Here is a 22223-nt window from a genome sequence, read left to right as displayed (position 1 = left end):
TTTTAAAAAATGCTTCAAGCATTTTATCCGTTAGAAAAGCGGAATAAAACTACTTATCTAACGGATAACGAATAATGCGTAATTTGTGAAATAATAAAAAATCTCTGATGTGTATATATGACCGACGAATTTTTCATTCAAAAAGCACTTCTTTTAGCAAAAAAGGCTGAAAGAAATCAAGAAGTACCCATTGGGGCAGTTTTAATAAAAAATAATGTAATTATCGGAGAAGGATTTAATCATCCCATTGGATTAATAGATCCTACTGCTCATGCAGAACTACTTGCGATTCGAGAAGCTACAAAAAATCTCGGTAACTATCGTTTAACGGGGACAGTCCTCTACGTCACTTTAGAACCCTGTTTAATGTGTTTTGGGGCGATAATACAAGCCAGAATCCAACGTCTTGTTTTTGGAGCCTATCGTCCTCGGTCTAAGAAGATTATCAGTAGTTTTCAACTGTTAAATAATTCACTGATAAATCGTTACCTTTCATGGAAAGGTGGAATGCTAGAAGATAAATGCGCTTTCCTTCTAAAAAAATTTTTTCGGGAGCGTCGATAATGCATTAAGAAAAGATGTCGTGTGTGGGAAGTTGCTCTTTACTTTTGTTATACCGGGCAAAACCACGCCTGTGAATAGAGCTGTCAATCATGATTAATAATGGAGTAATCTCAGGAGTTACCATTGCTAGTTTTTTCAGTTTAACCAAAATATCTTCTAACTTAAGACGAGCGCGATAAATCAGTCGATACGCCAATTTTAACGATTGCATTGCTTTAGAACTGAAATTATGTCGACGCAATCCGATAACATTTAATCCTGTAGGCACGCCCGGATTTCCAGTAACAAGCATATAAGGCAGTATATCTTGATAAACCTTCGTTGCTCGTCCTAAAAAACAATAAGCGCCAATTCGACAGAACTGATGTACTCCAGAAAAAGCACCTAAATTTACATGGTCATCAACTTCAACGTGTCCTGCAATAGAAGCAGTATTAGCAAAAACAATACCATTTCCTACACGACAATCATGTGCTACATGTGAATAAGCCATCAAATAATTATCATCACCAAGTCGAGTTACACCATGGCCTTCATAAGTACCACGATTGATAGTTACAAATTCACGAATGATATTTCTACTTCCAATTTCCAAGCCGGTATTCTGATCTTTATATCCAACAATTTGAGGATCAGAACCAATAGAAGCATACGAATAAATCTTATTGTTTTTTCCTATCACAGTATTTCTACTAATGGTTACATGAGCACCAATTTGTGTTCCATCACCAATTACAACGTTTTCACCAATGAAAGTCCAAGGACCAACAGTCACGTTCAATCCAATATTTGTTTTAGAATGAACCAGTGCTTGTTCGTCAATCACTCTACTTATCCTTTTCATTTATCTTTTATTGTTATAAATTCAGCTCTACAAGCGAGCTTTCCTTCAACTTTTGCCTCTCCTTCAAATTTCCATAGACGACCTGATTTTAATACTTTAATTTCCAAAACTAATTGATCCCCGGGCTCAACGATACGTTTAAAACGTGCATTATCAACCCCAGCAAAAAAATAAATCTCTTTGTGGTATTCAGGCAAATTAAGAGATTTAACAATTAAAATTCCTGCTGATTGTGCTAAAGATTCAATAATTAAAACACCTGGCATTATCGGACGAACAGGAAAATGTCCCATAAAAAAAGGTTCATTAGCTGTAATGTTTTTAATTGCTATCAAGGACTTATGTTTTTCCATTGCTATTACTCTGTCAACCAATAAAAAAGGATACCGATGAGGGATATATTGTTTAATCTCTCTGGTTTCCATTACACTCATTATATGACCTCTCTAATCGATTTAATCTTTTTGTCAATGCATTAAGTTGTCGAAATCTCACTACACTTTTTCGCCATTCCAAATTGGGCTGCATCCCTGTTCCTGATGAATACACTCCAGGAGTGGTAATAGATTTTTGAATCATTCCCATACCTGTAATAACGGTGTAATCACAAATATTAATATGTCCATTAAGACCTGCTCCTGCTCCAATCATACAATAACGACCGATAGTAGTACTTCCTGCAATTCCAGCACAGCCTGCAATAACAGTGTGTTCACCTACACAAACATTATGACCAATCATGATTAAATTATCTAATTTAACACCATTACTGATCACTGTGTCTTCAATTGCACCACGATCAATCGTAGTGTTTGCCCCAATTTCTACGTCATCACCAATAACTACTCGACCAACTTGTGGAATTTTAGTCCATTGATGCCGTTCATCTTTCATGAAACCAAACCCATCACCTCCAATAATCACACCACTATGAAAAATGTTTCGATTACCAACGACTGTATAAGAATATATAGTTACTCGGCTATGTAAAAAACAATCTTCTCCAATTTGAGAACCAAAACCAATGTTTGTGCCAGCTTTAACAACAGTTCCGGAACCAATCGCAACATTATCCTCTACAACCACATATGGTCCAATATAAACTGTAGAATCAATTTTACAGTTTTTACCAATAACAGCTGTAACATGAATGCCTGATTTTAGTATCATTTGAGGTCGTAATAAGGTTAACAACTTGGACAGTCCTAACTTAGGATTTGACATGACAAGAGCATTTGTAGGGCAGTTTTTTGCCAACTGTTTATCTAATAATAAGGCTGAAGCTTTTGTTGTATTTAAATATTTTTTATATTTTCCGTCTATGAGAAAACTGATTTCTCCTTGTTGGGCGTGTGTGATCGCCGCAACGTCAAAAATCTTGCAATTTCCATCGCCAATCACGGTTGCACCGATAGCACTTGCCAATTCATTAAGTGTATAAGTCATTTTCAATGTAAATCGCAAAATACAGTAGTTTATTTTAATTCAGCAATCACATTGGAGGTAATGTCTTTTTTGTCTTTAGCATAAAGGATAGCACTTTTTGGTAAAACTAAATCTATTTTCTGTTTTTCAGAGACTGTTTTCACAACACTCAAAATCTTATTCATAAACCTATTCACAGCTTTACTCTGCGCTTTATACAAATTTCTTTGAAAAACTATCTGTACTTTTTGGAGTTCCTTTTGCTCTTTTTGAATTCTATCACGTACATTCTCCAATTCTTTCTTATTCATTACAGATGCATTGCGTTGCAATGTTTTAATATCTTCCCTTAAGCATTTACTTAAATCAACAATCTGCTCGCGCTGTAATGAAAATTTTTTTTCAAGTTTTGTATTAATATCCTTAATTTGTGGTGAGACTTGAAAAATTTGTCGAATATCTACTACCCCTATAGTTTGTCCAACAACAGAAGCTGCCCAACCCATCATTATTGATAAATAAACAGCCTTAAATAAACATTTTTTCATGAATCTCTCCACATGCTAAATCAAAGTAAGGTAATCACTGTGCATTATAATGCAGGTTATTATGCAAACCAAGAACATTATTTCCACAAAGTGTGGCGGAGAGATCTTACTACATTATTATCTTTTACAATATCATTCCTAAAGAAAACTGAAACGCTTGAAAATGGTCTCCAGATCTTCTACTTAATGGAAACGCTAAAGTAAAATCAATGGGCGCAAAAGCAGTATACCACTCCAAAGAAAGACCTAATGAGGAGCGTAAATTTTTAAGAGAAAATCTATCATCCTGTATAATTTGCGGTCTAGTATTAGCTTCAGGATCAAAAGCTCCTCCACGTGCTGGAATCGCAATATCTCCAAAAAATCGAGGCACTTGAAAAACATTTCCTGCATCAAATACAATAGCAGTACGAACATTTTGACTAAAAAATTGTGGAAAAATCAAATGCGCTCCAAAAATAACTTCTAGATTTCCACCGATGGCACCAAAATCCCTACCGAGAGGATAACGATTTTTTGGTCCCAAAGAATTGGGGGCAAACGCAGGGAGAGATCCAATACCTCCAGAAAAAAAGTTTTTAAAAAAAGGCAAGCGACTATTACGGTCAAACCCATTTCCATAACCAACAGTCGCTAATACATTCAAAATAAATCCATTATTACGACCCATCTCTTTCCATAACGGACGATAATATTTCATCGTATACGTCGCTAAATAATAATCTAGACTGGGTACGAAGAAAATAGGAATATTCACTTCTAGTACCGATCCCACATAGAGACCTGTAGTTGGTAAAATAGTACGGTCAAGCTTATTATAAGTCCAATTTACTGCCAATTTAACTTGATTATACATAGCATTAACATTTTGCACACCGTTAATCGTGCCTAAAAATGCAAGTACGCTCGGTGCTGCGTTAACGACATCGACATTGTTAACAGCAACATGACCTATACCATAACTAAACATGACAATATTATGATCTGAAACTGGATAGCTATAAGCAATATCAATGCCATAGCCATCTTCTAAATAAGGAGAAAGATTAAATTTTTTATCCGGACGGACACGAGAGTAATACATTGAAACGCCTTGCTGTAATCCCCAAACCGTGTAATAAGGATTATTATAAATAATTGAATAATTCCGCTGGTATTGATTGTTCTGAAACTTAATCGCGATATATTTTCCAGACCCCATAAAATTAGGATCCACTACACTAACACCATATAAGAATCCATAGACATCTGAATATCCTCCCTGAATACTAGCTCTTCCAGATGCTATTTCTCTTACGTGATAACATAAATCTACTTGATCAATAGAATTAGACACAGGTTGCACTGTGTAAGCGACTTCAGATAAATAATCTAATAATGCTAAACGTCGTTTTGATTCTTCAATCTTGGATAAAGAATATATACTACCTTCGTACTGACGCATTTCTCTACGTAATACTGCTTGATTTGTATGTTGGTTACCTAAAAAATTAATCCATCGTACGTGAACGAGTTTACCAGGTATAATATTGAATTTTATATTAACTAAATGTCTTTTATCGTTAATTATTGGAATGATCACTACTTTTGCAAACGCGTATCCCTGATTTCCTAAAAAATTTCGAATATTATTGCTAATACGAATAACATTTTTCCGAGAAAAAGTATCTCCTGATTTTAATGTAATAAACCGACGCAATAAGTTCTTCACATCACCATTTGCACTACTTATCTCACACATATTAACGTAGTATGCTGGTCCTTCATTAATATGAACAGTAATATAAACTTTACTTTTATCCGATGACCATTGTACGTCATAGGAAATGAGTCGAAAACGCAAATAACCATGATTCAAATAAAATATAGTAAGATTTTCTAAATCTTTTTCTAATCTAATTTGTGAATAACGATTAGCACGATGATTACCAATCCACGTATCTAGAAAACCAGTACTGATTAGTTTTTTAAATTGTCTATACAAAATATGCTCCTTAAACGACTGATTTCCAATAAATCGAATCGAATAAACTTTTGCAATTTTCGGTTTTTCTACTTTAATGTAAAGCTCTATACGATTAGAGGATTTTCTAACAACATTAGTAGATATATGAACAGAATAGTATCCCATAACGCCGTACTGTTGTTCTAATCCCTGCTTGACCTGCTCTAATTTAAAAGGGTCAAAGATCTGTCCTTCTATAATTCCATATCTATACAAAATGAGACGTAATTTTTTATTAGTAATAACAGATTGATTGTTAAGATGGATAACACTTACAGTAGGACGTTCTTTTACTGTGATGACAAGTATTTTCCCACAACTACTGATTTTAATATCGTCAAAAAAACCGGTTTTATAAAGCTTTTTGATGATAAATTGACCTTGTCGAAAAGTGTATTTTTGTCCTTTACTAATTGGAAGATAATGACGTACTGTACTTTCCGAAATTTCTTGCAAGCCTCTAATGCGAATAAATCGGACAATGAAATCATGAGCTTCTAGATTCAGAGGAATCCAGAGCACAATAAAAGCAATTGTGAATAAAAGGCGTTTATGAAGAGGTCTCACCATAATTAAGTATTAATATTAAATGTGAATTTTTATTTCCTTACTATTTTTCACTTTATCCGAAGACGAGAATGAGTTCTGATAATTTTCAATCTTGGAAGATTGACCAATAACCCCTGTTTTGTACCAAATACTATAAAGAAATGGTATTATAACACTCAATTTATGATTATCTATAGCAAAGACTATACTAGTAATTTCCAATCATTTAAAATCACTTAGTAACCTTATTATTACTGTCCTACAAACTGAGAGGATATATTTAATTTAAGAATATTTGACCGTTTGTTTCCAATCCGGATCTTTAACTCACTTCCTACCCTTAAATCATCAAATTCTAAACTCTTATTTTATAAAATGAAAGATAAGAGTTTAAATAGACATAGAAAGAAATATTTTTATTTTGTATCTCCTTGCGTGTATTACACGTTTTGTGCGTCAAAGGAGTTGCGCATGTTTATTAGTAATTACACCGGTATTCCAACACCCATTTGTAGGTTATATGTCGAACGTTTCGTAAATTACGTGTTTATAAGTTATAAATCGCAGCATAATACAAAAAATTAATCACAAAATAAATAAGGTAAAATAAGTAATCACTCTGTTTAATTTATTTGTTAAAATTACTATAAGAACTGAGTTCAAAAAAATCATCTGGTCCTTGTGTCGTAGTTTAGATATAGATATTGGATAATAAAAAGTAAATTTAAACACTATGGAAATAGGCATTTATTGTCTAAGAATTACGAGTAAGTCTTCAGTTAATATAAATCTTAAAAGCCATATATTAATGCATATGAAAACTTTCTTAGTAAAAGGAAACGCAAGCACAAAGTCAACTACTTGAGAATTAAATGATACAAAAGAAATATTTTTTAAAAACACGAACACCTGCCAAACTGATTTTATCAGGAGAGCATGCCATAGTTTATGGACATTCAGCGTTGGCTGTAGCCATAAATTATTACACAAATGTTATTATTCACTGGTCTACTTCACTACATTTTTCTTTCAATTTTGTAAATATTGGTTTTAAAAGATCTGTCGCACTGCAGACACTCCGTAAATTAAAAAGAACACTTAAGGATAAATATAAAAAATATCGTTCAAAGCATTTAAATATTCAGGAAGTCTTAAAAGAATCCTCTGAACTTTTACTCTTCACTTTTATCAATGTATTAGATAACTTAAAAAGCATATCGTTGCCTTTTGGTATAGATATTATCATCGATTCTAATATTCCTATAGGTTATGGGATAGGATCTTCAGCTGCCAGCATCATGGGTTTAATCCACGCACTTACACATTTTTTAGATGCAAATTTTGATTTGGAAAAATGTTTTACATTAGGTATGGAATCGGAAAATTTGCAACACGGTTACTCTAGCGGACTAGATTTACACACCGTTTATCACGGTGGAAGTTTTCTTTATGAAAAAGGACAGTTTAAAAAACGCTTAATTAAAAATTTTTCAATGCAATTAGTTCAAACTGGAAAACCGAAAAGCAGCACCGGAGCGTGCGTCTCACAAGTGTCTTCTTATTTCAAGAAAAGTCATATTGGAGACGATTTCTCTGCAGTTACTAATGAATTTGATCAAGCATTACAAAAAGGTAACTACGAAAAAGTGAAAAACTGTATTCAAAAAAATCATCAATTACTCAAAACTATTGGTGTTGTACCTGATAAAGTTGATCGTTTTATTATTGACATAGAAAAAACAGGCGGTGCAGCAAAAATTTGTGGCGCAGGAAGCGTAAAAGGCGATAACGGGGGCATCATTTTAGTTGTATCTGATGCCTCTATTAATAATCTCATAGAACAATATAGGTATACTATTATGCCTATTCAAATTGACAGTCAAGGAACTCATATTGTATAGAGCGAAAGCCTCTGGTAGTTTAATACTACTTGGAGAATATGCTGTATTACACGGCAAAACAGCTTTGGTGGCCGCCATTAATAAATCTATTTTTGTAGCGCTTAAACCGCGTAACGACGATCGAATTTTTATAGATTCAGATTTAGGTACACTACACATCAGTCGCCATCAAATTTTTGCACAAGCTCCTTTTGAATTCATATTAGAAGCACTAAATTTTGTAAAGCCTCTTTCCGGATGTAATATTGAAGTTACTTCTGATTTGCCTTCTTCTTTTGGATTAGGAAGTTCAGCAGCAATCACTGTAGCTTTACTAATCGTATTAAATCGTTGGCATAAGAAGTCGTTAACTAAAATAGATCTCTGGAAAGCAGCATTACAAGTAATTCACCGAGTACAAGGTGTAGGATCCGGAGCAGACTGCGCAGCAAGTATCTTTGGCGGTGTAATTGCTTTTAATAATTCGCCTTTTTCAGTTATTTCTTTAAAAGAAAAACCGCCTTTAGTGGCGATTTACTCAGGAAATAAACTTTCTACTGCTCGTGCAATTAACATAATTAATAAAAAGCGTCAACAATGTTTAATTGACTATAAAAAGATAGAGGAAAAAATGCATGCTCTTTCTATAAAAGCGATTAACATTATTAACACTCGCAATTGGATTGCTTTAGGTAATCTATTCAACTCAGGACAAGAACTTATGACAGCTATGGGAGTTAGTAATATTTTTTTAGAAAATTTGATCTATGCCCTGCGTAAACAGCCCAATATTTTAGGTGCTAAGATATCTGGTTCTGGTTTTGGTGATTGTATTATTGGAGTTGGAAAATTTTTACCTACTTATTTCCCGCGTAATAAAGAAGAAAGAAAACTTGGAGTTAAGCAAATTCCACTATCCATTATTTCTAAAGGAGCAGAATTTGATGAGATACAATGAAATTTTTCAAAAATTACTCATGAAAAAAAACAGAGTGCCTATTAAATCTTTTGGTCAAGCTTTTGCACCTTCAAATATTGCTTTATGTAAATACTGGGGGAAACGCAATCTAGAACTTAATTTACCATTCACTTCAAGTTTATCTGTGTCTCTAGATAATAAAGGTGCCGATGCAAAAATTTCTTTTTCAACAAAACAATGTCATGAATTAATTGTTAACAATAATTTGTTAAATACAGAGAATTGCTATAAACAACACTCCTTATGGGCTTTTTTAAAGGAATTGGTATTTAATACACAAGCTGTGCGATTACAACTTCACTTTAATATTCCTATTGCCGCTGGGCTTGCTTCATCCGCTTGTGGCTATGCCGCTATTGTAAAAGCAGTTAATGATTTCTTTGGATGGCATTTAGACGAAAAAACTTTATCAATTCTCGCACGATTAGGCAGTGGCAGTGCTTGTCGTTCAATCTTTAATGGATTTGTACAGTGGTATCGTGGGACTGATCCTAATGGAATGGATAGCTATGCAGAACCGATAAACGCACATTGGCCATCCTTGCGTATTGGAATTTACATTATAAGTTCTCAAAAAAAGAAAATCAGTTCACGTGAAGGCATGAATCGCACTGTATCGACTGCTGCACTTTATACCGCATGGCTTAAAAAAGCAAATAAAGATTTTTTTCATTTAAAAAAAGCTATTACTCAAAAAAACTTCTCTCTTTTAGGAAGGACTGCTGAGTCTAATGCATTGGCTATGCATGCCACAATGTTATCCGCATGGCCACCTTTAATGTATTTTTCCCCAAAGACCATTCAAATGATACAAAAAATATGGGAACTTCGAGCAACAGGAATGGAAATTTATTTTACTCAAGACGCAGGAGCGAACATCAATTTATTATTTTTAGAAAAAGATAATGAGAAAATAAGGTATCATTTTCCCAATATTGAAATCGTTTCACCTTTTAAAAACACTACTTACCAAAAAGTTATACTTGTTGATGAAAAAGATCGAATTCTAGGTAGTGAAGAAAAGATAAAAGTGCATCATGAAGGAAAACTCCATCGTGCTTTTTCAATCTTTATTTTTTCTTGGAAAAACAATGAATGGCAATTACTTCTTCAACAACGACATCCTGATAAATATCACAGTGGGAGATTATGGACAAATACTTGTTGTGGACATCCAAGACCTGAAGAAAATATTATTAAAGCAAGTAAAAGACGACTGTTCGAAGAAATAGGATTAAAAATCCCATTAAGAAAAGTAGGAGTATTCCGTTATACCGCTAAGGTAGATAATCATCTAATTGAGAATGAGTACGATCATATATTTGTGGGGTTTGTAACTACTGAAAAGATTGCCTTTAATACAAGGGAAATTAGTGCTATTCGATGGATTAATTTTCCCATTTTAAAAGAAGAACTTAAAAAAAATCTACAAAATTTTACTCCTTGGATCTCTGGAGCCCTAAAGATTGCGCTAAAAGGAATACCGAATTTTAAGAAAATAAAGAAACAATAATAATAATTCCATAATATTAAAAAAGACACGGGATCTAAAAATAGGAAAAGTGCAAAACACTTGAAAAAATTAATAATTGACCAAGAGAGTATAGATAATACAGCGTTTTTTCATGTAATAAGTGAAGAAACATAGATGGAGTATAAAAGAAAAACAGGAAGTGCAGCAAGAGTACTATCAATACGATCTAACATTCCACCATGACCAGGAAACAATCGGCCAGAGTCCTTCACTTCGGCTTGTCGTTTTAGCATGCTTTCGAACAAATCACCAATAATTGCAAAAATAGCTACAACCAGAGATAAAAAACTTGCTAATATTAATCGAAGAAAAAACAGATGAAAAATATAGAAAGTAATAACAGTGATCGCCGACGTCAAAAGGACACCACCAAATAATCCTTCCCATGTTTTATTAGGACTTACACGCGCAATTAATATTCTCCTTCCACACCATCGACCTACTGCGTAAGCTCCTATATCTGTAGAAAAAATCAACACTAGACCAAATAACAACCAATGAGAACCATTAGTACTACGTAGCGCAATTCCAGAAATCCAGAAGGACGTTAATACTATAAAACCCATAATAATTTTTATTATGCTGTATTGGAATCCTAAAGGATTAATCCTCTTTGCATAGCAAATAACAGCTGCTGCTGCCCATAACCAAACAAAAAAGGATATAGTTGATATCCAAAAAATTGGAAGATAATATATACCTATCAAAGCTAACAGAATAGACAGCACATAAAAAACTCGAAAATAAAAATTTTTCATTCCTGATAAAATAGACCATTCCCATGCTGCCAGAGCCACCACAATGCCAATTAAATAACCAAACCACGGCATAGATAAATATTGAATTACTAGAAATAAAAAAGTAATTAACGTCAGTGACGTAGGCACGCGGCATCTAAAAAACATTATTTTTATTCTTTAATTTGCTCCGATATTAATCCAAAACGTCGTTGACGTGCTTGATAAAACGCTAATGCTTGTTCAAAGTTGCTAGGGCTAAAATCAGGCCAACAGATGGACGTAAAATAAACTTCTGTGTACGCCATCTGCCATAACATAAAATTACTCAAACGTTGCTCACCGCTAGTACGAATTAGCAAATCAGGATCTGGTAAGTCGTTTAAACACAAGTGTTTTTGAAATAGTTTAACTGTTACTTTTCTAGGATTTAATTCTCCATTTCGAATTTTCTCACCCAGTCTTTGTGTTGCTTGTACAATATCCCAACGACCACTGTAGTTTAAGGCAATAACTAATTTTAAACCTGTATTATTTTTTGTAAGTTCTTGAGAAGCATGAATCTGTACAAGTAGTTTGCTATCGCACTCCTTGTGATCCCCCACGACCCTAAGACAGATATTATTTTTATGAAGCGTATCTGTATCGCATTCTAAAGCATTTAAAAACAATGACATTAAAAAACTTACGTCCTTTTGAGGACGTGCTCGATTTTCGATACTGAAAGCAAAAAGAGTTAAAATCTCAATTCCCTTTTTTCTTGCAAAGCCAATCACTTTTCGGACAGTTTTAGCTCCAGCTCGGTAACCAACCGTCCTTGGTAACCCACGACGATTGGCCCATCGACCATTGCCATCCATTATAATCGCAACATGGCGAGGAAAAAACCTTGAATTCATTCAGCATACTCACTCCTTTTATTCTTCTTTTCGGGTTTTTCAGAAACTGGAGAACATCTATTTATTATATAGACATTAAGTCAGCTATCTTTTTAGAAATAATTTTATTTATCTCTAAAATTTTCTCATCAGTAAGTTTTTGAATGCTAACGTGTATTCTCCGTTCTTCATCTTCATTAATTTCTCTTTTTTTTAATAATTTTTTTAGATTATTATTAGCCTCTCGACGAATATTTCGTATTGTTACCCGCGCTACTTCAGCTTCGTCCCTAACTATACGGGTGAATTCCCTACGCCTCTCTTCTGTTAAAGGAGGTAATGGCACCCGAATTATTGTCCCAGCGACGAATGGATTTAAACTAGGATTAGCAGATTGAACAGCTTTCTTAATCTTATCTATCATATTCTCTTCCCAGGGAGAAATTATAAGCATATGAGAATTTTCAACAGAAATCGTTGCTGCTTGACTAAGAGGAACATTCACACCACTATTATGATGTTGCACTTTAATATACTCTAATAAGCTCGGATGCGCACGTCCAGCTCGCAGTTTTGTTAATCCAGTTTTTAAAGTTTCCACACTTTTTTCCATACGAACTTTCGTCTTATTAACTATACCATTATTAATCATATAAACATTCTCTCTTAACCTTGATCCACTAAAGTCCCTTCTTCTATACCCATAACCACTCGAAGTAAAGTCCCTGGTTTATTAATGTTAAAAATTCTTAATGGCATGTTATGATCTCGACATTGAAAAAATGCAGCAAGATCCATGATAGCTAACTCCTTTTCTAGAGCTTCCTTATAAGTTAAATGCTTATAAAGTCTTGCCTTTGAATTTTTTTCTGGATCATCTGAATAAATGCCATCTACATTAGTAGCCTTAAGAACCACATCAGCGTCAATTTCAATACCGCGCAAACTAGCTGCTGAATCAGTAGTCACTAAAGGATTTCCAGTTCCGGAAGCAAAAATTACAATACGTCCTTTCTGTAAATGATGAATTGCTTTTCTTCGATGAAAGGCATCCGCTACTCCTGTCATAGGAATAGCAGATAAAATGCGAACCGGTAAATTAATGCGTTCAAAAGCGTCTCTTAAAGCTAATGCGTTTATCAATGTCGCCAACATACCCATATAATCACCTGTTATGCGGCTAATCCCAGCTCTTTGCAAAGTAACACCTCGGAAGATATTTCCACCACCGATAACAATTGCTACTTGGACGCCTAACTTATAGACTCGAATGATATCGCCTGCTATACGATCTAAAATAGTGGGATCAATAGTACATACTCCCTTTCCCACAAGAGCCTCGCCACTCACCTTTAATAGAACCCTCCAATAAAGCGGACGAACCCCACTCTTCACTAACGAATCTCCAACGCCAACTCTACACAATTTTCTAATTTTTCTTTGTCTTTATGCACCTACTTCAAAGCGAATAAAATCTGTAACAGTTGATTTTTCCGATTGCAATAAATCTCCCACTGAAATTTTTGAATCTTTCAAAAAAGCCTGTCCCTCTAGACTCATTTCCTTCAAGAATTTATTTAAACGACCTTCCACTATTCTATTAATAACCCTTTCTGGTTTTCCGTCTCTTTTCGCTTGTGCTGTTAAAATTTCCTTCTCCTTACTTACTACCTTTTTAGATACATCATTAGAACTAATTACCTGTGGATTAAAAGCAGCAATATGTATAGCAATATCTTTAGCTAGACTTGTTTTATCAGAATGAAGTGCTACCAAAACTCCAATGCGATTTCTATGAACATAATGACCAATAACACCATCAGCAAATAATAACGCCACACGACGGACCTGGATATTCTCTCCCATTCTAGCAGCAAGCTCTTTTCTGGCGCTCTCTATAGTCTTTGATATATCAGTATGAATAGTAAGGGCAAGTGTGTCGGCAACATTAGTTGTTTCCTCTTTTAAACCACGTCTAGCAATTTTTTGAGCAAACTTTATAAACGCTTCATTGCGCGCTACGAAGTCAGTTTGACAATTTACCTCCACCATAAATCCTTTCTTTTCGTTATCATTTACCTCGATAACCAATACTCCCTCCTTTGTCTTTTTTTCAACTAATTTAGTCGCTGTTATTTCACCCAGTTTTTTTAATTCTTGAATGGCAACTTCTATATTACCGTTGGTAACTTGTAAAGCTGTTTTACACGACATAATACCAGCACCTGTAATCTCTCGTAACGCCTTAACCATAGCTGCAGTAATAATCATCACTATACAACCCTATATACTATACCGTAGTAATCTTTACTCTTAGTCTTCTCTCTTATTATCTTCTTTTTTAATTTCATTTTTTTTCCTGTTCTCTGCTTCTTTTTCTAAATTAAAAGTATTATGAACACTAATAATGGTACAAGAAATTGCTTTGCAGTATAATCGAATAGCATGCACGGCATCATCATTACCAGGAATAACATAACTAATATTATCCGGACTTTCGTTTGTATCAACTATACCAACAACTGGAATATTCAAACGTTTAGCTTCTTGTACAGCTATCTTCTCATGGCCCACATCGATGATAAACAAAACATCTGGTAAACCACTCATATTTTTGATTCCCGATAAATTCGCTGACAATCTTTCTTGCTCTCCCATCAAATTTAAAATTTCCTTCTTTGTCATTCCCATAAGAGTATCCTCATTTTTCAAATACTCTTCTAATTCTTTTAGACGCTTAACTGACTGTCGAATAGTCTTATAATTAGTCAACATACCTCCTAACCAATGACAATTTACATAAGGCATGTTACAACGAATAGCCTCTTCTTTTACAACTGCACGAGCTGGAAACTTAGTACCTACAAACAGAATTTTGCCTCGTTTCATAGATACACTTCTAACGAAAGCCAAAGCCTCACGAAAAAGAGACAATGTCTTTTCAAGATTAATAATATGAATTTTTTGGCGAGTCCCATAAATATACGGAGCCATCTTCGGATTCCAATAACGAGCCTGATGCCCAAAATGAACACCGGCTTCTAACATATGACGAATGGTTATTTCACTCATATTATCTCTTTACAATACCTTTTTAAACACTAAGACATTTTAAAAATTGAGAACCAACATATCGCTAAAACATACTTATTATAGTATCCTATTATAGTATAAAGAATAGAATGATGGAAGTTTAGTAAAATAAATAAAAACTGCGTTTCTTGTATTTCTTAGAATAAAACCTTTATACTCAAAAAGGAATGCCTATATCAATCAAGACATCTGAAGAATTAGAAAAAATGCGTATTGCAGGTCGCTTAGCAGCTGAAGTACTCGAGATGATCGAACCTTATGTAAAAAAAGGGGTTACCACTAATACGCTTAATACGATCTGTCATAATTACATCACACGCGTTCAATCAGCAATACCTGCTCCATTAAATTACTTAGGATTTCCTAAATCTATTTGTACATCGGTTAACCATGTTGTATGTCATGGAATCCCCAACGATAAAAAATTAAAAGAAGGTGACATCATAAATATTGATGTTACTGTTTTAAAACATGGTTATCATGGAGATACTAGCAAAATGTTTGCCGTTGGTAACATTTCAGATCATGAAAAAAGGCTTATTCACGTTACACAAGAATGTCTTTATATCGGAATTTCTATGGTGAAACCAGGAACACGGTTGTGCGACATCGGAGCCGCTATACAGGATCATGCAGAAAAAAATCACTATTCTGTTGTTCGAGAATATTGTGGTCATGGTATAGGAAGTTTATTTCATGAACCTGAGTTACAAGTTCTACATTATAAAACTTTCGATAAAGGTATTGTGTTAGAACCAGGAATGACGTTTACAATAGAACCAATGATCAACACTGGAAAACGGCATATTGAATTACTCAACGATGGGTGGACAGTTGTCACCAAGGATCGCTGTTTATCAGCTCAATGGGAGCATACACTCGCAGTGACTGAAAATGGTTATGAGATTTTTACCCTAAGAAAAGAAGAAAACATTAGACTACAAAAGACACAAGAGAGCTTTCAAACTTTTTAAAACGCATTTCTTGTATTACAACTGAAAACAATATTCACAAGTAAACTTATCCTATTATTTCAGCAATCCTCCGACCAATCTCCGCAGGAGACCTTACAGTAAATACACCCGCAGCTTCTAAGGCCGCGTATTTATTTGCTGCTGTTCCTTTGCCTTCTAAGATAACAGCCCCTGCATGCCCCATTCGTTTACCAGAAGGAGCAGTTACCCCAGAAATATAGGAAATCACTGGTTTACTTATATAGGACTTAATGAATTCTGCTGCTTCTTCTTCTGCTGTCCCACCGATCTCTCCTACCATCACCATAGCTTCTGTCTGAGAATCTCTTTCAAACAACTGTAAAATATCGATAAAATGAGTTCCTAAAATCGGGTCACCCCCAATACCTACACAAGTACTCTGACCAAAACCTAACTGTGTGATTTGACTTACAGCTTCATAAGTCAAAGTTCCAGAACGTGAAACAACACCAACTGTTCCAGGTTGGTGAATATATCCTGGCATAATTCCAATTTTACACTCGCCTGGTGTAATGACTCCGGGACAATTTGGTCCAATCAAACGTGTGACATTAAGGCTCTTCCGTTGTTTAAGGTAAGACGTAATCATTAGCATATCTAAAATAGGAATTCCTTCAGTAATACAGACTACTAAATCAATTCCCGAATCGATTGCCTCAATAATAGAATCTTTGCAAAAAGGTGCTGGCACGAAAATCATAGTAGCAGTGGCACCAGTTTTCCTGACGGCTTCGTGTACACTATTAAAAACAGGCAATCCTAAATGTGTTTGTTTTCCTTTTCCAGGCGTTACACCGCCCACCATTTTTGTTCCATATTGTAAAGCTTGCTCAGAATGAAAAGTACCGTGTTTTCCTGTAAAACCTTGACAAATTACTTTTGTTTCTTTATTAATCAAAATACTCATCTGTATCGTACTATTTTCTTCTTAACTTGCGCGACAATTTCCTTCGCCGCATCTGAAAAATTCCTTATAGTAACAATATTCGCGTTGCTTTTCATAAGTTTCTCAGTTCCTAATTTGGCATTATTTCCTTCTAAACGGACAACCACTGGAACATGAATACCTATTTTTTTTACCGTATCAATAATACCTTCTGCAATTAAGTCACAGCGGACAATGCCACCAAAAATATTTACAAGAATTCCTTTAACATTCCTATCCGCAATAATAACCTTAAAAGCTTCAACCACTCGATTTTTGGTAACACTGCCACCTACATCCAAAAAATTAGCCGGTTCTCCACCTTCTAATGTAATCAGATCCATTGTAGCCATTGCAAGTCCCGCACCGTTTACCATACAGCCAATATTACCATCTAACTTAAAATAGCTTAATCCTTGCTGTCGTGCTAAAGTTTCAAATTCGTCTTCTTGTGTTATGTCACGCATTTCCTGAAGATTCGACTGACGATAGAGAGCATTATCATCTATATCTAATTTCACATCTAAACAAAGCAATTCTCCCATATCAGTCACTGCGAGAGGATTAATTTCCAATAAACTTAAATCGTATGCAATAAACAATTGATATAATCCAACAACAATATCCGTAAACGATTGCATTTGTGCAAGATCTAAGTTTAGATTAAAAAACAATTGCCGACCCTGAAAAGGTTGCAATCCAATCACAGGATCAATAACTATTTTTAATATTTTTCCCGGAGATTGCATTAACACAGTTTCAATTTCAACTCCGCCTTCTGTAGAAGCCAAAAGAACAATTTTTTGAATAGAACGGTCAATTGTCATACTTAAATACAATTCTTGCAAGATATTTGATTTTTTTTCAATCAACACTTGCTTTATCATCTGACCATATTTACTTGTTTGATAGGTGACTAAACGCTTCCCTAGTAAGTCTTTTACAACAGCCTGCAGTTCTTTCTTACCTTTAACTAAACAAACGCCTCCTGATTTTCCACGCCCACCCGCGTGTACTTGTGCTTTTACTACCCAACAATCGTCACCAATTTTATCAGCTGCATTGACAGCCGATTCTACGCTAGAAACTACTTTGCCTAAAGGTACAGGTATACCATATTTCTTTAATAAACGTTTCGATTGATATTCATGTAGATTCATGTTTATTCTTTTTGTATTCCACAAACAATTCTTAAATAACTCTCACCTATTTATATCTCCAATATCAGTCGAAATGGATTTTCTAGTAATTTCTTAATAGTAACCAAAAAGAGTATCGCTTCACGTCCGTCAATGATGCGATGATCGTAAGATAAAGCTACTAACATTATTGGTCGAATCACAATACGACCTTGCTCCACAATAGGTCGGTCTTCAATCTTATGCATCCCTAAAATGGCAGTCTGCGGGAGATTAATAATTGGTGTTGATAATAGAGACCCATAAGTACCTCCATTAGTAATCGTAAATGTTCCACCTGTTAACTCATCAATACTTAAACATCCTTCTTGAGCTCGAACAGCATATTCCCTAATTTTCCTTTCAATATTGACTATACTCATGTTTTCCACGTTTCTAAGAATAGGGACCACTAAGCCACGTTTTGCACCTATCGCAATACCAATGTCATAGTAGTCGTGATAAACAATGTCATTCTTGTCAATAGAAGAATTTACCAATGGAAAGTTCTTCAAAGCTTCAACTGAGGCTTTCGCAAAGAAAGACATGAACCCTAAACGAACTTTATGTTTTTTTTCAAATTCATCACAATATTTTTTTCTTAGATCCACTACCATTTGCATATTAATTTCATTGAAGGTAGTTAATAACGCAGCTTCCTGTTGTATACGAACCAAACGCTCCGCAATACGTTGCCGAATTCTAGAAAGAGGAACTCGTTTTTCTATCCGAGTTTTTTTTATGTCCTCCCGGATAATCTCTTGCTCTTCTTTATACTTATCTGTTTGATTGTCTGAATAACTTTCCGCATTCTTCTGTGTAATATGTTTTTCTTTATCGTTCTCCACTAAAACTTTATTGATACCAACAAGATCTTCCCTAGAAATCAATCGACGCACAGAAGGACCAAATTTTTTTTCACGTTTATTAAGCGTTTTGGGTTTTTTCACTTCGATAACTTCTATCGTATCTTCTGTGCCTTTTTTTTCTTCTAGACCCACAACTGCATCTATTGTACTTACTTCTAGAGCTACCAGAACATCACCCGACTTTACCACTGCTCCTTCTTTAAATACTGTCTTTTTGATGATACCGCTTTTTGGTGCATGGACTTCCAACGCTATTTTGTCAGTTTCTAAATCGACTAGATTTTCATTTTGAGAGACGACATCACCTTGTTGTTTATACCATTTTGCTATTGTAGCGTCGGTAACAGACTCTGGAAGTAAAGGAACCTTAATTTCAATTATAGACATTTCTAAAAAAGCCCTACAGATTCAAAGCTTCGCTAATCAATTTATTTTGTACCTTTAAATGCAATTCCGAATAACCAGTAGCTGGCACAGCTTCATCGGGACGTCCTACATAGCCCAATTGCTGTTTGTCTTGTAAACATCTTTCAAGTCTATGACGAATATAGAACCAAGCCCCCTGATTTTTAGGTTCTTCCTGACACCAAACTACTCGTTCTAAATTAGAAAACCTCTCAAATGTTCTTCTCAATTCTTCATAAGGAAATGGATACAATTGCTCAATGCGAATCAAAGCAATATCATTTAATCCGTTTTCTCGCCGTTTAATCAGCAAGTCATAATAAACCTTACCACTACAAAGTACAACTTGTTTTACTTTTTTTAAATCTTGTAGATCGATTTCTGGTATAATCAATTTTAATTGACCATGAGTTAAATCCTCTAAAGAGGAAACCGCTAATTTGTGTCGCAATAAACTCTTTGGCGTCATAACAATCAATGGTTTCCTATAGGAACTAAATACTTGACGTCTCAATAAATGAAAAATTTGTGCTGGCGTTGTAGGAACACACACCTGTATATTATTTTGGGCGCACAACTGTAAATAACGTTCTAATCTAGCTGAAGAATGCTCGGGACCCTTACCTTCATAACCATGTGGCAAAAACATCACCACATTCGATAAACGATTCCATTTTTGCCATCCTGAACTTATAAATTGATCAACAATTACCTGAGCTACATTGGCGAAATCACCGAATTGAGCTTCCCAAATAATCAATGATTTTGGATCCGTAGCAGAATAACCATATTCGAATCCCAGCGCACCAGTTTCACACAGCAAAGAATCATAAATATATACTTTTGCTTGTTTATTTTCTAGAGATTTTAGCGGTTCATATTCTTCACCAGTATCTTGATCAAATACAACAGCATGACGATGAAAAAAAGTACCGCGTCGTGAATCTTGTCCTACTAATCGTACTGAATGCCCTGCCGATAATAAAGAGGCATAAGCAATCATTTCCCCAAAACCCCAATCTATAGGAATTTTACCTTCAAGCATATCAAGCCTTGCCTTATAAATATTCAGTACCTTACGATGAAGTTGCAATGCATTTGGAAATACAAAAAGCCTTTTGCCAAGTGTTTTTAATTTTTTTAATGAAATAGTTGTATCAATAACCATAGTAGTAGTCTGTTTTTTATCAAGATAAGGAAACCAATCAGTAAATACTCCATTAGAAACAATCTTCGCATTTACTATTTGTCTTCCTTCATCAAGACATGTACGATATTTTTCTACCCATACATCAATTTCTTTAGCAGTACAAATTTTTTTTTCAACAAGATCTCTTGCATAAAGATCCCGAGTAGTGGAATGTTTCTGAATAGTCTTATACATTTTTGGCTGAGTAGGCATTGGATCATCCACTTCCTGATGACCATGACGACGGTAACAAACGAGATCAATAAAGATATCTTTATGAAATTTCATTCGATAGTCCAATGCTAATTGAATAACTAAAATCACAGCTTCAGGATCATCTCCATTAACATGAAGCACAGGAGCATCTATCATCTTAGCTATATCTGTACAATACAAAGAAGATCGCGCATCTTTAGGATTACTGGTAGTGAACCCTAATTGGTTATTTAAAATGACGTGAATAGATCCACCTATATAATAGGCTCTTGTTTGCGACATATTAAGTATTTCCATAATAATTCCTTCTCCAGAAAAGGCAGCATCTCCATGAATCATAATAGCCATCGCGTAATCTGGATTTTGCTTGTGTTTTCTTTCCTGTCTTGCGCGTACAGATCCCATAACAACAGGACATATAAATTCTAAATGTGAAGGATTAAAAGCTAATGATAAATGAATAGAACGTTTACCCACTTTTACATCCTGTGAGTAACCTCGATGATATTTTACATCACCACTTGATGCTAAACTTCGACCTTTTTTTCCACCTTCAAACTCTTGAAATAACTCAGCAGCCGATTGACCCATAACATTTAATAGTACATTAATTCGACCACGATGAGCCATACAAATGACTACCTCGTCTATTTGATTTTCACACGACTTTTCTATTAATTCTCTTAATAGAGGAATTAAACTTTCACCTCCTTCTAAAGAATAGCGTATCTGACCCACATATTTCATTTCAAGGTACTTTTCAAGAGTCTCTGCTGATATTAATTGTCTTAAAATACTCCTTTTAACTTCCCTATTAAAAGGAGTATTGTACAGTCGGTGTTCCATATAGTATTGTAACCAGCTTCTCTCTTGCTCATTTAAGATCGTATTGAATTGAATACCAATAGAACCACAGTAAACTTTGCATAAACGATTGTATATTTCTTTTAAGGTCTGAGGACCATGTAACAAGCCATCAGTAAAAAATTTTTCTTCAAAATTAGCCATCGTTAAGTTGTAATAATGTAATTCTAAACACGGACCTTCTGAAAAGAACAAATTATCTTTTAGAGGATTAATCTTTGCTTTAAAATAACCGAATTGCCGATAAGCTGAAATTAACAAACTAACAGCTGTCTGATTGGCAATAGATTTCAATCTTGTGCTGGGAATAATAGCAAATCTACCTCTTTGTACCATATCACTTTCCCGTATTTCACTATGTGTCATACTCTGTACAGACGCATGCTGTGACAGAGAACAAAAACAGCGAAACCATCCCTCATTGACACTTCTAGGATCTCTAAGAAAATGCTCATAAAGTGTTTCGATATAAACAGTATTATTGCTAGACAAATACGAACTTTCTTGGAATGTCTCCACGGAATCTCTCTGCTTTAACTCAATTTT

Annotated in this window: 20 protein-coding genes; 5 read left to right on the top strand and 15 right to left on the bottom strand. The window is 34.7% G+C overall.

From position 1 onward, the window contains the following. Positions 1-117 precede the first annotated feature (117 nt). Entirely contained in the window at positions 118-564 is a 447-nt protein-coding gene (gene tadA / locus Z664_RS00910) for a tRNA adenosine(34) deaminase TadA (RefSeq protein ID WP_039669863.1), read from the top strand. Between the two features lie 4 nt (positions 565-568). Here tadA and lpxA read toward each other — a convergent pair whose 3' ends face one another. The 5 genes from lpxA to bamA all read right to left on the bottom strand — a co-directional run bounded on the left by lpxA (position 569) and on the right by bamA (position 5956). Next, positions 569-1408 (bottom strand): acyl-ACP--UDP-N-acetylglucosamine O-acyltransferase, encoded by an 840-nt coding sequence (gene lpxA / locus Z664_RS00905; protein WP_230206119.1) that lies wholly within the window; start codon positions 1406-1408, stop codon positions 569-571. Continuing rightward, positions 1405-1842: a 3-hydroxyacyl-ACP dehydratase FabZ gene (gene fabZ / locus Z664_RS00900; protein WP_039669862.1), complete on the bottom strand. Its 438-nt coding sequence runs from the start codon at positions 1840-1842 to the stop codon at positions 1405-1407. The genes lpxA and fabZ overlap by 4 nt, the downstream gene beginning before the upstream one ends. Continuing rightward, positions 1814-2854: a UDP-3-O-(3-hydroxymyristoyl)glucosamine N-acyltransferase gene (gene lpxD / locus Z664_RS00895; protein WP_039669861.1), complete on the bottom strand. Its 1041-nt coding sequence runs from the start codon at positions 2852-2854 to the stop codon at positions 1814-1816. The genes fabZ and lpxD overlap by 29 nt, the downstream gene beginning before the upstream one ends. Before the next feature lie 29 nt (positions 2855-2883). Further along, the gene (locus tag Z664_RS00890) at positions 2884-3381 is read right to left on the bottom strand and encodes an OmpH/Skp family outer membrane protein (RefSeq protein WP_039669860.1); all 498 of its coding nucleotides are present in this window, start codon (positions 3379-3381) and stop codon (positions 2884-2886) included. Positions 3382-3505: 124 nt separating this feature from the next. Beyond that, positions 3506-5956 (bottom strand): outer membrane protein assembly factor BamA, encoded by a 2451-nt coding sequence (bamA, locus tag Z664_RS00885; RefSeq protein WP_039669859.1) that lies wholly within the window; start codon positions 5954-5956, stop codon positions 3506-3508. Positions 5957-6807: 851 nt separating this feature from the next. Here bamA and mvk point away from each other — a divergent pair. From mvk to mvaD, 3 genes are read left to right on the top strand one after another with little or no spacing between them, the layout of a single operon-like run. After that, a complete protein-coding gene (gene mvk / locus Z664_RS00880; protein ID WP_039669858.1) occupies positions 6808-7836 on the top strand; it encodes a mevalonate kinase in 1029 nt (342 codons plus the stop codon). Then, a complete protein-coding gene (locus Z664_RS00875; protein ID WP_230206118.1) occupies positions 7829-8773 on the top strand; it encodes a mevalonate kinase family protein in 945 nt (314 codons plus the stop codon). The genes mvk and Z664_RS00875 overlap by 8 nt, the downstream gene beginning before the upstream one ends. Before the next feature lie 19 nt (positions 8774-8792). Continuing rightward, positions 8793-10307, top strand: coding sequence for a diphosphomevalonate decarboxylase (gene mvaD / locus Z664_RS00870; RefSeq protein WP_245591083.1), 1515 nt, complete (start codon positions 8793-8795; stop codon positions 10305-10307). Between the two features lie 110 nt (positions 10308-10417). Here the strand turns inward: mvaD and Z664_RS00865 are convergent, their stop codons facing one another. From Z664_RS00865 to rpsB, 6 genes are all read right to left on the bottom strand, one after another. Further along, positions 10418-11233: a phosphatidate cytidylyltransferase gene (locus Z664_RS00865; RefSeq protein WP_039669856.1), complete on the bottom strand. Its 816-nt coding sequence runs from the start codon at positions 11231-11233 to the stop codon at positions 10418-10420. A gap of 5 nt (positions 11234-11238) precedes the next feature. Then, positions 11239-11964, bottom strand: coding sequence for a polyprenyl diphosphate synthase (uppS, locus tag Z664_RS00860; protein WP_039669855.1), 726 nt, complete (start codon positions 11962-11964; stop codon positions 11239-11241). A gap of 64 nt (positions 11965-12028) precedes the next feature. After that, complete coding sequence (gene frr / locus Z664_RS00855) at positions 12029-12592, bottom strand: ribosome recycling factor (protein WP_439895524.1); 564 nt, start codon at positions 12590-12592, stop codon at positions 12029-12031. A 17-nt stretch (positions 12593-12609) separates the two neighbouring features. Further along, positions 12610-13338 carry a UMP kinase gene (gene pyrH / locus Z664_RS00850; protein WP_039669853.1) on the bottom strand — a complete coding sequence of 243 codons (729 nt, stop codon included), beginning with the start codon at positions 13336-13338 and terminating at the stop codon, positions 12610-12612. 51 nt (positions 13339-13389) lie between these two features. After that, positions 13390-14214 carry a translation elongation factor Ts gene (gene tsf, locus Z664_RS00845; protein ID WP_039670191.1) on the bottom strand — a complete coding sequence of 275 codons (825 nt, stop codon included), beginning with the start codon at positions 14212-14214 and terminating at the stop codon, positions 13390-13392. 42 nt (positions 14215-14256) lie between these two features. Continuing rightward, positions 14257-15015: a 30S ribosomal protein S2 gene (rpsB, locus tag Z664_RS00840; protein ID WP_039669852.1), complete on the bottom strand. Its 759-nt coding sequence runs from the start codon at positions 15013-15015 to the stop codon at positions 14257-14259. Between the two features lie 188 nt (positions 15016-15203). Here rpsB and map point away from each other — a divergent pair, with 188 nt between their 5' ends. Further along, entirely contained in the window at positions 15204-16010 is an 807-nt protein-coding gene (gene map, locus Z664_RS00835; protein WP_039669851.1) for a type I methionyl aminopeptidase, read from the top strand. 46 nt (positions 16011-16056) lie between these two features. Here map and sucD read toward each other — a convergent pair whose 3' ends face one another. Genes sucD through Z664_RS00815 form a run of 4 tightly spaced genes read right to left on the bottom strand, consistent with a single transcriptional unit; the run spans position 16057 to position 22169 of the window. After that, a complete protein-coding gene (gene sucD, locus Z664_RS00830) occupies positions 16057-16938 on the bottom strand; it encodes a succinate--CoA ligase subunit alpha (RefSeq protein WP_039669850.1) in 882 nt (293 codons plus the stop codon). Continuing rightward, positions 16935-18116: an ADP-forming succinate--CoA ligase subunit beta gene (sucC, locus tag Z664_RS00825; protein ID WP_039669849.1), complete on the bottom strand. Its 1182-nt coding sequence runs from the start codon at positions 18114-18116 to the stop codon at positions 16935-16937. Before sucC ends, sucD begins: the two co-directional genes overlap by 4 nt. 50 nt (positions 18117-18166) lie before the next feature. Next, positions 18167-19390, bottom strand: a complete 1224-nt coding sequence (gene odhB, locus Z664_RS00820) for a 2-oxoglutarate dehydrogenase complex dihydrolipoyllysine-residue succinyltransferase (protein ID WP_039669848.1) — start codon at positions 19388-19390, stop codon at positions 18167-18169. Between the two features lie 13 nt (positions 19391-19403). After that, positions 19404-22169, bottom strand: a complete 2766-nt coding sequence (locus Z664_RS00815) for a 2-oxoglutarate dehydrogenase E1 component (protein WP_245591081.1) — start codon at positions 22167-22169, stop codon at positions 19404-19406. Between the last annotated feature and the right edge of the window lie 54 nt (positions 22170-22223).

This window comes from Coxiella endosymbiont of Amblyomma americanum (assembly GCF_000815025.1).
Lineage (GTDB): Bacteria > Pseudomonadota > Gammaproteobacteria > Coxiellales > Coxiellaceae > Coxiella.
This window is presented reverse-complemented; position numbering and strand designations above follow the sequence as displayed.